The 12,760-nt window shown below is 65.0% G+C and carries 11 protein-coding genes; 8 read left to right on the top strand and 3 right to left on the bottom strand.

Annotated elements, in window-relative coordinates; genetic code table 11:
- Positions 1-34: 34 nt before the first annotated feature.
- Positions 35-1,834 (top strand): DUF885 domain-containing protein, encoded by a 1,800-nt coding sequence (locus tag ABS769_RS06925; protein WP_317061142.1) that lies wholly within the window; start codon positions 35-37, stop codon positions 1,832-1,834.
- A gap of 226 nt (positions 1,835-2,060) precedes the next feature.
- On the opposite strand, the gene ABS769_RS06920 is transcribed toward ABS769_RS06925, so the two are convergent.
- Positions 2,061-2,414: a hypothetical protein gene (locus tag ABS769_RS06920; RefSeq protein ID WP_317061143.1), complete on the bottom strand. Its 354-nt coding sequence runs from the start codon at positions 2,412-2,414 to the stop codon at positions 2,061-2,063.
- Between the two features lie 251 nt (positions 2,415-2,665).
- Complete coding sequence (locus ABS769_RS06915; protein WP_317061144.1) at positions 2,666-3,118, bottom strand: hypothetical protein; 453 nt, start codon at positions 3,116-3,118, stop codon at positions 2,666-2,668.
- 202 nt (positions 3,119-3,320) lie between these two features.
- On the opposite strand from ABS769_RS06915, the gene ABS769_RS06910 reads away from it, so the two are divergent.
- The 3 genes from ABS769_RS06910 (at position 3,321) to ABS769_RS06900 (ending at position 7,320) form a co-directional block, all read left to right on the top strand.
- On the top strand, positions 3,321-3,563 hold the full coding sequence (locus tag ABS769_RS06910; RefSeq protein WP_176339772.1) for a hypothetical protein: 243 nt from the start codon (positions 3,321-3,323) through the stop codon (positions 3,561-3,563).
- Positions 3,564-3,650: 87 nt separating this feature from the next.
- On the top strand, positions 3,651-4,640 hold the full coding sequence (gene hemB / locus ABS769_RS06905) for a porphobilinogen synthase (RefSeq protein WP_317061145.1): 990 nt from the start codon (positions 3,651-3,653) through the stop codon (positions 4,638-4,640).
- A 160-nt stretch (positions 4,641-4,800) separates the two neighbouring features.
- Positions 4,801-7,320, top strand: a complete 2,520-nt coding sequence (locus ABS769_RS06900) for a sulfite reductase flavoprotein subunit alpha (RefSeq protein ID WP_350498127.1) — start codon at positions 4,801-4,803, stop codon at positions 7,318-7,320.
- A 660-nt stretch (positions 7,321-7,980) separates the two neighbouring features.
- Here the strand turns inward: ABS769_RS06900 and ABS769_RS06895 are convergent.
- On the bottom strand, positions 7,981-8,862 hold the full coding sequence (locus ABS769_RS06895) for a TolB-like protein (RefSeq protein ID WP_317061147.1): 882 nt from the start codon (positions 8,860-8,862) through the stop codon (positions 7,981-7,983).
- 52 nt (positions 8,863-8,914) lie between these two features.
- Between ABS769_RS06895 and aroE the strand changes: the two genes are divergently transcribed.
- The 4 genes from aroE to dinG all read left to right on the top strand — a co-directional run bounded on the left by aroE (position 8,915) and on the right by dinG (position 12,604).
- A complete protein-coding gene (gene aroE, locus ABS769_RS06890) occupies positions 8,915-9,766 on the top strand; it encodes a shikimate dehydrogenase (protein WP_317061148.1) in 852 nt (283 codons plus the stop codon).
- Between the two features lies 1 nt (position 9,767).
- On the top strand, positions 9,768-10,130 hold the full coding sequence (locus ABS769_RS06885) for a hypothetical protein (RefSeq protein WP_006452105.1): 363 nt from the start codon (positions 9,768-9,770) through the stop codon (positions 10,128-10,130).
- Positions 10,127-10,354: a hypothetical protein gene (locus tag ABS769_RS06880; RefSeq protein WP_317061149.1), complete on the top strand. Its 228-nt coding sequence runs from the start codon at positions 10,127-10,129 to the stop codon at positions 10,352-10,354. Before ABS769_RS06885 ends, ABS769_RS06880 begins: the two co-directional genes overlap by 4 nt.
- Before the next feature lie 117 nt (positions 10,355-10,471).
- On the top strand, positions 10,472-12,604 hold the full coding sequence (gene dinG, locus ABS769_RS06875; RefSeq protein WP_317061150.1) for an ATP-dependent DNA helicase DinG: 2,133 nt from the start codon (positions 10,472-10,474) through the stop codon (positions 12,602-12,604).
- Positions 12,605-12,760 lie beyond the last annotated feature (156 nt).

The following is a 12,760-nucleotide window of genomic DNA, read 5'->3' as shown; positions in this document are numbered from 1 at the left end:
GGGTCGCGCTACTTCTCCTTGCAGATGCCTTTCCATGAAACCACTTGTCGTTGCTGTCGCGCTCGTTCTGGGCACCGCGTTGCCGGTGTCCCAAGCCCCGGCCCAGAGCCAGACGACCAAGGCCGCGCCGGCCCAACGCCCGACGCCGGCCTGGGTACAGACCAGCAACGGCTACGCACAGATCCTGCTCACTGCGCAGGCCCCGTTTCAGCCCGAATACGCCAGCTTCTTCGGCGTGCCCGGCTACGACGACCAGGTCATCGACCTGGGCCCAGACAATGCCGCGCGCTATCGCGATGCGATGAGCAAGGCGCGTGCCGCGTTGCAGGCCAAGCTGGCGACCGAGCGCGATGCCAACGTGCGTCAGGATCTGCAGATCATGATCGGCGCGGCCGAACAGAACATCGAAGGCAGCGAGCTCAACGAGCGCTACCTGTTGCCGTGGAACGACGCTCCGCAGCTGGTCTTCAGTGGCCTCAACGGGTTGTTGTCCGACCAGACCGTGCCCGAGCGCCGCGCCAAGGCGCTGGACCGCCTCAAGCGTTACGTCGGCCTGGTGCCGGGCAGCACCCCGACCACCACGCTGGCCCGCCAGCGCTATGAAGAACAACTAGGCAACAAAGCCCTGCTGCAGCCTACCGAACGCGAAGTGGAGCAGGCACTGGCGAACGTGGACACCTACGTCGCGGGCATCGGTGAACTGTTCGCCAAGTACAAGATCGCCGGCGCCGACGAGGCGCTCAAAGCAATGTCCACCCAGTTGAAGGACTACGCCAACTGGACCCGCACCAGCGTGCTGCCCAAGGCACGCAAGGACACCCGCCTGCCCGAGCCGCTGTACGCGTTCCAGCTCAAGCAGGTGGGCATCGATATCGCCCCGCAGCAGTTGATCCAGCGCGCGCAGCTGGAATTCATGGAAACCCGCTCGGTCATGCAACAGCTCGCACCGCTGGTGGCCAAGGCCAAGGGCGTGCAGGGCAGCGACTACGTGCAGGTGATCCGCGCGCTCAAGGGCAACACCATCGCCGATGACCAGCTGGAAACCCACTACCGCGGCGTGATCGACCAGATCGACCCGATCATCCGTCAGCAGCGCATCGTCGATGTGCCCAAGCGCCCCATGCAGATGCGCCTGGGCAGCGCCGCCGAAAGCGCCGCCCAACCGGCACCGCACTTCCTGCCCGCACCGCTGATCGGCAACACAGGTCAGCAGGGCCAGTTCGTGCTGCCACTGGGCAACCCGACCGCCGATGGCGCCAAGAAGGAGCAGTACGACGACTTCAACTTCGGCTCGGCTGCCTGGACGCTCAGCGCACATGAAGGCCGCCCTGGCCACGAACTGCAGTTCACCGCCATGGTCGAACGCGGCGTCTCGCTGGCGCGCAGCATGTTCGCGTTCAACTCGGTCAACGTCGAAGGCTGGGCGCTGTATGCCGAAGCCGAAATGGTCCCGTACGAACCGCTCGACGGCCAGCTGATCGCCATGCAGTTCCGCCTGCTGCGCGCCGCCCGCGCCATGCTCGACCCGATGCTCAACCTCGGCCTGATCGACCGCGAACGCGCCCGCCAGGTACTCGAAGATGACGTCGGCCTCTCGCCCGCCATGACCCGCCAGGAACTGGACCGCTACACCGTCCGCGCCCCCGGCCAGGCCGGCAGCTACTTCTACGGCTACACCCGCATCCTCGAGCTACGCATGCGCACCGAACTAGCTCTAGGCAAGAAGTTCGATCGCCTGGCCTTCAACAATTTCCTGCTCGACCAGGGCCTGCTCCCGCCGGATCAGCTGGCCAAGGCGGTGGAGACGCAGTTTGTTCCTGCGCAGGCCAAGTAGAGGCAGGGCCGCTACAGAATTCAGCAAGCCCTGATCTTCTATTGCTCGATATCCTGGTGCGCTCTTCAAGCTAGCCAGGATATCAACTGCTTCGGTGCCTGAGCACTGCAAACCGACAGCCGTTGAAAGAGATGCGCATGTGCGGATGCCCGTTAGCGCATCTTATTAAGAGGCCGTCCCTGGACTAGCGAGGCAAAGTTTCCGCTCCATTCCGCCTGGGCTGGATTCAATGCTTGAACGGCACCATGTCCGCAGGCTTTTTGCCCTTCCACTCGCCCGTCTTTTTCGCCTTCGGGCAGACATTGACGTACTGGAAATAAGCCGTAAACGCACGTTGTGACCAGCCCTTGCAGTAATTCGTATCCGCAGTTGTCGGAAACGGGCAATAGGGCACAACAGGTTTTATCGTGGCCTGGATGGGATCCAGCGGTGCCCAATGGTGGTCCGGGTCCGCACAGCCGTCTGAGCAGAAAAGGAAAGGATCATTCATGCGGCATACCAACGTGACACCCTTGGTCTGCGCTGCCGCCTGTCCAGCGAAGCATCCCGCCAACATCAACATCCCTATCAAGCTTTTCATGGCTATTCCTTAGGTGATTGAGATCAAGGGTTGCGCTCTGCCAAAAGCGAGTGATGTCTTGCAAGTCGCTAGCAAAACCATCGCCTGGCCGGCTCAACCTGTCCGTCGGCGGAGGATACTGCATCCGGTTTGGGGTTTCACCACGGGCTGGCGCACCGTCTGCGGTCGGCCACATACCGATTAAAAATGACCAGCGTCTAGCTAACTCTGGCCATTTCCTTGATTTAAAAGCACCGCAAGCAGCCAGAGCTTCAGTGCTCGGGCCGCCGCTCCGGTCGCGCCTCATCGCCTGTCCCCGCAGGCACCCAGATCGCCATACCAGCCGCGCGTTTCTGAGTAGTCGGGATCCCGATCCCCAGCCCACCACCGACGCGTCCGCCGTAGCTGCCGCCGCCCACCGACAAGCCGCCGCCGGAGCGTTCGGAACCTACGCCGACGATGACCACGCCGTTGGCGCCGAGCTTGGCGGCTTCGCGCTTCAGGCGCATCACGGCGGCATCGGTCTGGCCCTGGGTGCCGAAACCGGCCGCGCTGGTGGATTCGAGCTGGGCGATCTCCACCGAGCCGACCGGGGCGTTGGAGTACACCTGGACCTGCGCCGGGTCGATCGGTGCACGCGCCTGACCCAGCATGACCTTGGAGCTGCTGGCGCAGCCGGCCAGGAGCATGGCGAGCCCAGCGGCGATGACGACATGCTTGTTCATGGTGAAGTCCCCTGTTGAACGACAGTGACAGCGATGATCCGGCGCCCGGACTGAATCGCGCCGGACTTTGCCGCACCCTAGCCATGCCCATGTGAGGCTGCCGCCAAGCCGCCATTGGTCAGGGGGACCACCTGCCCACTGCGTCTTGGCGGGCGCGGCGCTAAGCTCAGGCCTTCTATGAATGACGAGGTGACACGTGGGATTGATCAGCCTGCTGTGGGGCATTGTGGCGTTGCTGTGGATGGTCCTGGCCTTTATCCCCCTGTTGGGTTGGGGCAACTGGTTCCTGATTCCGTTTGCGGCGGTGGGCGCGCTGATCGCGGCGATCGCGCTGCTGTTTACCTCGGCCGGCAACCGCGGGCGTGCCAAGACCGGCTTGCTGCTCAATGCCGTGGTGATCGTGGTCGGGGTGATCCGCCTGGGCCTGGGCGGCGGGGTGATCTGACCCGTTGCAGCGCTGCGACACAGCGTCGCAGCGCGTCCAGCGACAGATGGCGGGCGTAAACTTGTGGGCTGCTGACAGGAGCCCACGATGGCCCATCCCCACTACCGTCCCCGCCGCATGCGCCATGACGCGTTTTCGCGTCGGTTGATGCGCGAAAACACGCTGACCACCGACGATTTGATCTGGCCGGTGTTCGTGCATGAGTTGCCTGGCCGTGCGCCGATTGCGTCGATGCCGGGCGTGGAACGCCTGTCGCTGGACGACTTGCTGCGCGAGGCGGAAAACGCGCTGGAACTGGGCATCCCGGTGATCGATCTGTTCCCGGTGATCGACCCGGCCGGCAAGAGCCTGGACGCCGCCGAAGCCTGGAACCCAGACGGCCTGGCGCAGCGTGCGGTGCGTGCGCTGAAAGCGCGTTTCCCCGAGCTGGGCATCATGACCGACGTGGCGCTGGACCCGTACACCACGCACGGCCAGGACGGCATCATCGATGCAAAGGGCTATGTGCTCAACGAGATCACCGTCGAGGCGCTGGTCAGGCAATCGCTGTCGCATGCAGAAGCGGGCGTGGACATCATTTCGCCCTCGGACATGATGGACGGGCGCATCGGTGCGATCCGCCGCGCGCTGGATGCCGACGACCATCTCAACGTGCGCATCATGGCGTATTCGGCCAAGTACGCCTCGGCGTTCTACGGCCCGTTCCGCGATGCGGTGGGCAGCGCCGGCAATCTGGGCAAGGCCGACAAGACCACCTATCAGATGGACCCTGCCAACAGCGACGAGGCCATGCGCGAGATCGCGTTGGATCTGGAAGAAGGCGCGGACATGGTGATGGTCAAGCCGGGAATGCCGTACCTGGATGTGGTGCGGCGGGTCAAAGAAGAGTTCCGTGTGCCGACCTTCGCTTATCAGGTCAGCGGCGAGTACGCGATGCTCAAGGCGGCGGCGGCCAACGGCTGGCTGGACGAGCGCCGCTGCGTGCTGGAAGCGTTGATGGCGTTCAAGCGCGCTGGTGCCGATGGCGTGCTGACGTATTTCGCCCCGCAAGTGGCGCGTTGGTTGCGCGAGGGCTGATTCCCGTGCAGCCAGTACGCACGCGGATGACGGTGGTGATCGAGCTGTAATCAAGCGTGGCGTGCCGGCATTCGAATGCCGCGGCACCGCCAGCCGTGCGCCAACTGCGATAACGATTCTCATCTACAATGGCGAGCCTACTGCTCCAGGCTGCTCGCGCGTGCTCAAGACCGTTCTGTTCCAACTGCACTGGCTGCTCGGCATCACCGCCGGGCTGGTGCTGTCGGTGATGGGGCTGACCGGCGCGTTGATGTCGTTCGAAAACGAGATCGTGCGGCTGGCCAATCCGGCCATCGCGCAATTGTCACAGCGGCATGCGGCGGGCGAGCGGCCGATGCCGATCGACGCGTTGCTGCGCAAGCTCGATCTGGATCAGCAGCAGGCGGTCACGCGCATGCTGATCGACCCCACCGGCGCGCGTCCGTCCACCGCACGCCTGGCAGGCAAAGGTGGCGGGCGGGTGTATTTCGATCCTTATACTGGCGAAAAGGTCGCCGCTCCGCGGTTGAGCGGTGCGTTTGCATTTATCGAAGATCTGCATCGCCACCTGACTGCCGGCAAGCGCGGTCAGGCAGTGACCGGTGCAAGCACCTTGATACTGCTGTTCTTCTGCGCATCGGGCCTGTATCTGCGTTGGCCGCGACGTTGGTGGAGTCTGCGCACCTGGTGGGCGGTGGAATGGCGTCGGCAGGGGCGCAGTTTTCTGTGGAGCCTGCACGCGGTATTCGGCACCTGGTGTCTGCTGGTGTATCTGCTGGTTGCGTTGACCGGGCTGACCTGGTCCTACACCTGGTATCGCGATGGCATGGTGGCCTTGCTCGGCACCGAGCCGGCGATGCGCGGCGACGGGCGCGATCATCGGCCGGCGACGGTGGATTTCGCAGCCGTGCAGCGCACTCTGGATTCCGTTCCGGCCACGCGCACGTCTGCGCTGGATCTGCGTATTCCCCCCCGCGCCGGGCAACCGCTGAGCGCGCGATTCCTGCCCGACAATCCCGACCACGATCGTGCTTACGACAATCTGGAAATCGATCCGGCCAGCGGCACGCTGCTCAAACGCCAGGACTACGCATTGCTGCCGTACGGGCAGCAGTTGCTGGTCAGCATGTTCCCGCTGCATTCGGGGAGTTTCTTCGGTCTGCCGGGTCGCATTGTGGTGATGCTGGCCAGTGTCGGCATGTCGGTGTTCTTCGTCACCGGCTGGATGCTGTACCTGGATCGCCGCCGCAAGAAGCGCGAACTGCGCGCCGCGCGCGTTGTATTGCACAGCGCACCGGCGGCCTCGCAGGCCGAGCCGTGGTTGATCGGATTCGCCAGTCAGAGCGGATTCGCCGAGCGTCTTGCCTGGCAGGCGGCCGGGCATTTGCAGGCCGCCGGTCTGCCGGTGCAGGTGCGCTCGCTGGCGCAGCTGGACGCGCAGCACCTGCAAGGCACCCGACATGCGCTATTTGTGGTCAGCACCTTCGGCGATGGCGAGCCGCCGGACGCGGCGCGCAGTTTCGAGCGTGAGTTGCTGCGTCAGCGGCTGGCGTTGCCGCAGCTGGCGTATGCGGTGCTTGCGCTGGGCGACCGGCAATACGCGCAATTTTGCGGGTTTTCGCGGCGCATCGAGCAATGGTTGAACAGCCAAGGCGCGCAGCCGTTGTTCCCCGCGGTGGAAATGGACAACGCCGATCCGCAGGCCCTGGCGCAGTGGCATGCGCAATTGGGGCAGATCGCCGGCGCACCGGTTGCCGCCGCCCCATTGACGCGGCCGACGCTGATGCACTGGACACTGTCATCGCGCACCCACCTCAACCCGGGCAGCGAAGGCGCGCCGATCTGGCGCATCGATCTGCATCCGCCGGCCGATGCGCACTGGCAGGCCGGCGACATCCTCGAAGTGCAGCCGGCGCATGCCGACGTGCAGGTAGGTACCTGTCTAGCTGCGTGGGGGCTGCAGCCAGATGCGCTGGTGCATGTGCACGCGCAGCTGCTGCCGCTGCAGCAAGCCGCTGCCGAGCGTGTGTTGCCGGAAGCGCCAGCAATGCCGCCGGCCTCCACGCCCGATCCACAAACGTGGCTGGATGCCTGCGCCTGGCTCCCCACCCGCAATTACTCGCTGGCCAGCGTGCCGGCCGATGGCACCGCGACTGCCGTCGTGCGCCTGACCACCTGCGCCGATGGCAGCCCCGGTCTGGGCTCGGGTTGGCTGATCTGCCATGCGCCTGTGGGCGCGCCCGTGCATGCGCGTCTGCGCACCAATCCCGGTTTCCATCGTGTCGAACACGCGCCGATGGTGTTGATCGGTAACGGCACCGGCATCGCCGGCCTGCGCGGCTTGTTGCGCGAGGCTGAACTCGCAGGCGTGCACGGGCATTGGTTGCTGTTCGGTGAACGTCATGCCGCGCACGACCGGCTATTTGCCGACGAACTGCAGGCCTGGCAGCGCAGTGGTCATCTGCAGCAACTGGATTGGGTGTTCTCGCGCGACCAGGCGCACAAGCGCTACGTGCAGCATCAACTGCGCGAAGCCGGCGATGCGCTACGCCACTGGATCGATCGCGGCGCAGTGATCTACGTCTGCGGCAGCCTGGACAGCATGGCGCGCGAAGTCGATGCCGTGCTGCGCGAGATTTTAGGCGAGAAGCGACTGGAATCGTTGACCGCAGCGGGTCGTTATCGGCGCGATGTGTATTGAGCGTGGTCATGACTATTGCATCGAAGCCTTGGAGGAGCCGACAACACGTCAAAAGCCTGGATGGTTGAGAGCGCGGTGCCCTCACCGCTCGCGGGACACGCCGTAAACCCATCCCTGGGGGCTCGGTGGCGGCATCCATGCCGCCACACGGTCCCGCAAGCGGTGAGGACACCGCACCAGAAAGTTGGTCGGTAGTTTGATGAAGGCCTACCTGTTGATCGCGTTGCGTTTTGCGTTGCGAAGCTGATCGGCCGCAGCGTTATCCAAACAACACACCATGCCTTGCTTGCAACCATGCGTACCGACCATCTCGACTGGTCCTTGCCCGCCCACCGTCGCGGGACCTTACGCGGCATGGATGCCGCGTAAGAGCTTACAAGGACGTACTTGCAGCGTGTCCCGCGATGGTGGGCGGGCAAGGGCCCTGCAGCCAAGTCGAAGATCATCGGCTCTACAAGTGATCCATCTGCATTGTCTAAACGCTCCTTACTTGCGGTGTGCCCAGCGATGCCAGGTCGGCAAGGACCCTGCCGCAAATCGGTAGCCAAGCCGCAGCTCAGCCACCCTGCAGCGAAGACCAGATCATCCGCCCTGCAACGGACCGGCGTGACGTAAGATTTGTCAGCCGCTCTCAGTCTGATTTCGCGCATCCACTCACCCTCAACGGCAACTGGCATCGCCATCCACCGCCGGCGCCTTCATCCGGTAGATATCCAGCTGCCCCGCACGCGGTGCACGCGCGCTGCCGGTCACCAGCAACTCGCCCGGCTTGGCCGCATCCACCACCGCCCCGAAAGTGCGTTCCTGCGGACCGTTGAACGACAGCGGCAACGCCTGGCCCGCACCGTAATGCCCGTTCTTGCATGTCGCCAGCATTAACTGGCTGGACCCATCTGTCTGCCCGCGCGCCCACACCAGCCCGCGCCCATCGCTGAGCCAGGCTGCATCCAGCTCATCGTCAGCGCTGTTGATGTCGCTCAACGGCACCGGTGCAACGAAGGCCTGCCCGTCCCAACGTGCCACGAACATGTCCATGCCGCCGGCACCGCCGTGCCCATCGCTGGCGAACAGCAATCGCGTGCCGTCCAGCGACAGGGTCGGGGAACGCTCGTTGCCCCGGCTGTTGACCGCCGCGCCCAGCGATTGCACCGCACCGATCCCGCCCTGCGCATCCACCGGCGCGCGATACAGATCCGCGCCACCGGCACCGCCGGGCCGGGTGGAGGCGAACAGCAGCCAGCGGCCATCGGCACTGAACAATGGCGAAGTCTCGTCATGCGTGCTGTTGATCGGCAGCGGCTGCGCGTTCTGCCAACGCCCGCTGCTCAGTTGGGCCTGCCACAGATCCCAGCCGCCGGCACCCCCGGCGCGGTCGCTGGCCCAGACGATGCGCTGGCCGTCCGGGCTCAACGTGGCACGTGCTTCGTTGGCCGGCGTGGAGACCACGCCCATGCCTTCGATGCCGAACTCGGCAAGCCCCGACGCAGCCGGGACGAAGAGTAAACTTGCCGCCAGCGCGAGCAGCGTCCATCGGTATTGCATGCGGTGTTCCTGCCTAAAGTCGCGCACAGTCTAGTCAACCAGAGAACGTTTCATGCCCGTATCCCGTTATGCCGTGTTCGGTCACCCCGTCGCCCATTCGCTGTCGCCGGCCATCCATGCCGACTTCGGGAAGCAGACCGGCATCGCGCTGGACTACACCGCCATCGACGCACCGCCGGAGGAGTTCACCGCCGCGCTGGAGCGCTTCGCCGAGGCAGGCGGCAAGGGCGCCAACGTCACGCTGCCGCTGAAAGAGGCCGCCTGTGCGTTGTCGGCCAGCCTGAGCGACCGCGCGCGCCTGGCTGGCGCGGTCAACACCCTGGTGCGCAACGACGGCCAGTGGCAGGGCGACAACACCGACGGCGCCGGCCTGGTGCGCGATCTCACCGACCGCCACGGGCTGGATCTGCGCGGTCGCCGCGTGCTGCTGCTGGGCGCCGGTGGCGCCGCACGCGGCGTGGCGCCGGCATTGCTGGAAGCGGGCATCACCGAAATGGTGGTGGTCAATCGTTCGCCCGAGCGCGCCGATGCGTTGTGCGATGCGCTGGGCGAACCGGCGCGGGTGATGTCGCGCTATATCGAAGACCTGCGCGATCTGGGCGACTTCGAGCTGATCGTCAATGCCACCGCCGCCGGGCGCGATCGCGACGCTGGTGCGTTCTCGCTGCCGCTGGGGCTGGTCAACAGCCTCACCGCCGCGGTCGATCTCAACTATGGCGAAACCGCCATCGCGTTCCTTGCCTGGGCACGCGCGGCGCAATGCCGCTACGCCATCGACGGCCTGGGCATGCTGGTCGAGCAGGCTGCCGAAAGCTTCACGCTATGGCACGGCGTGCGCCCGGACACAAACCCGGTCTACGCCGCGCTGCGCGCACGCGATGCCGTCCTGATCAGCGCCGACTGAGGTGGGCAGCGTGACCGTCACCGATATCCTGCTGACCCTGGTCACCAGCCTGCTGTCGCGCGTGCCGCTGTTGATCGCCTTGCTGTTGGGGCTGGTGCTGCTGTGGCGTGCCCAGCGCGGGTCGCTGCGGCGCGCCGGGCTGGCCGCGCTGTGGGTGCTGCTGGGCTGTTTGCTGGCTGAAGTCGCCTTTCAGGCCATTCCGATGCTGTTGCTGCAACAAGGCAATGTGCGCCAGATCAGCATGGTGGTCGGTGTCGCACATTTCGTGCTGATGGCCGTGCAGGCCGTGGGCATCGGCGTGCTGGTGTGGACGCTGGCGCTCAGTCTGCAACGCTCACCGCCCGCAGCCAGCGAGCGGCCATGATTCCGATCAAGGCCCTGGGGCTGACCGTGGTCGGCCTGGTCAGCAGTGGCCAAGGCATCTGGACGCTGCTGTATCCGGACAACCTGGCGGCGGCCAACCGGGGCGGCAGCTTGTACGAACGCTTCGGGCCGACCGGTGTGGGCGCCGGCATGCTGGTCATGGGCCTGGCGATGGTGGTGATCGGCGTGGTGTGGGCGCGCTACGCCTGGCCGCGACGTACCTAGAGTGGCGAACAAAACTGCGCAGTAGTTTTGATGGCCGCTCTTAGGTAAAGACAACCGCGTTCAGTTGTTCCGCACGCCGGTCGCAGCCGCTGCGCCGGTCCGTGCGAAAATAGCGCGATGAGTGAAGTCGCCCCACCGGCCGCGCCGTCGGCGCCCGTTCCTCCCCAGCGCAGCCTGACCGATCCGGTCAAGGCCAGCATCCGCGAGGCTTACGCCAAGCTGCAGGCCAACACGCCCGGCTTCGCCACGCGGCGGGCGCAGAGCCAGATGATCGGCCTGGTCTCGCGCGCACTTGCCACCTCCGGCGGCATCGGCATTGCCGAGGCGCCCACCGGCGTCGGCAAGAGTCTTGGCTATCTCACTGCGGGGGTGCCCATCGCCCTGGCCACGAAGAAAAAGCTGGTGATCAGCACCGGCACCGTGGCCTTGCAATCGCAGCTGGTGGAGCGCGATATCCCCGCCTTCCTCAAGGCCACCGGCCTGGAAGCGACCGTGGCACTGGCCAAGGGCCGCACGCGCTATCTGTGCACCCGGAATGCGGCCGAACTCGAGGGCGACACCAGCCAGAACGCCATGTTCGAAGACGAGCAGGCGCTCTACGACCGCCCGCTCAGTCCTGTCGATGCCGACCTGGCCAAACGTCTGGCCAAGGCCTACGCCGCGCGCAGCTGGAACGGCGACCTGGATGACGCGCCCGAGCAGGTCTCGGTACCGCTGCGCATGCGCATCACTACGCCTGCCTCCGGTTGTGCGGGCCGCCGCTGCAGCTACGCCGCGCAGTGCCCGGTGCTCAAGGCGCGCACCGACGTGCGCGAGGCGCAGATCGTGGTCACCAACCATGCCTTGCTGCTGTCTTCGCTGTCGCTGGGCGATGCCGAAAACGGCCAGCCGTTGATCGCCCCGCCCGCCGATATGCTGCTGGTACTCGACGAAGGCCATCACATCGCCGGCGTGGCAATCGACCAGGGTGCGGCCAATCTGCCATTGGACGAAATGGCCAGGCGTACCGGCCGGTTGCAGATTCTCATCGCTGCCGCATACCGCGCGGTGGACAAGGACAAGATCGGCAACCTGCTGCCCAACGAAGCGATCGAGGTCGCCGCGCGCGTTTCCAAATTGCTCAAGGCCTTCCACACCGAAGTCGAACACGTGTGGAAGCCCGAACCCGGCGAGCGCGATCCGTTGTGGCGCGCGGCCAACGGCAAGTTGCCGCCGCAGTGGGGTCCGGCGATCGAAGAACTCGGCGAAGAAACCCGCGCGCTGTTCAACTGGGTGCATGCCGCACACAGTGCGATCGCCAAGGGCAAGCAGGACGATTCGGCGCGCGAACGCCTGCAGCGCAGTCTCGGCATGGCCTTGGAAATGGCCGAGCAGCAACACAATCTCTGGAGCGGTTGGCGACGCGAAGACAAGGAAGGCCAGCCGCCGATGGCGCGTTGGATCACCTTATCGCGCGATGGCGATCTGATCTGCCATTGCTCGCCGGTGTCGGCCGCGCAGGTGTTGCGCACGATGATCTGGAACGATGTGGATTCGGTGGTGATGACTTCGGCCACGCTCACCGGCGGCGGCGATTTTCAATCTTTCGCCATCGACAACGGCTTGCCCGATCACGCCGAAATGGCCTCGCTGGCCTCGCCGTTCGACCTGCCCAATCAGGCCGAATTGATCGTGCCCAATTTCCCGGTCACCCCAGACGATCGCGAAGGCCACCCGAAAGAAGTCGCGCGTTATCTGGTGCGCGAACTCGATTGGAATGCCAAAGGCAGCATCGTGCTGTTCACCTCGCGCTGGAAGATGGAAAAGGTCGCCGACCTGATGCCGCTGGCGCAGCGCAACCGCGTGCTGGTGCAGGGCGAGGGCAACAAGTCGCAACTGATCACCGAACACATGCGCCGCATTGCTGCCGGCGAGGGCTCGGTGCTGTTCGGTTTGAATTCTTTTGGCGAAGGGTTGGATCTACCAGGCGACGCCTGCACCACCGTGGTCATCACCCAGGTGCCGTTCGCGGTGCCGACCGACCCGCAGACCTCCACCCTGAGCGAATGGCTGGAAAGCCGCGGTCACAACGCCTTCAACCTGATCGCCATCCCGCACGCGCTGCGCACACTCACGCAATTCGCCGGCCGCCTGATTCGCAGTTCCAACGACCACGGCCGCGTGATCATCCTCGACTCACGCCTGCTCACGCGTCGCTACGGGAAACGCATTATCGACGCGCTGCCGCCGTTCAAGCGGGTGATCGGTTGATTGGCTGATCGAACCTTGCGACGCAGCATTGCTGGAAGCGTCATGCGCGCTTGCGTGACGCAATACGAAGTTCGTCAGTTCACGCATCAGATTGGCAATGCCGTTATCTGCAACATAGTGCCCGCATATTTGGCGATGCATATCACGCTACACAGT

The sequence above is a fragment of the Xanthomonas hortorum genome, assembly GCF_040279205.1.
Lineage (GTDB): Bacteria > Pseudomonadota > Gammaproteobacteria > Xanthomonadales > Xanthomonadaceae > Xanthomonas > Xanthomonas hortorum_F.
The sequence above is the reverse complement of the archived record's forward strand: the minus strand, read 5'-3'. Positions and strand labels throughout refer to the sequence as shown.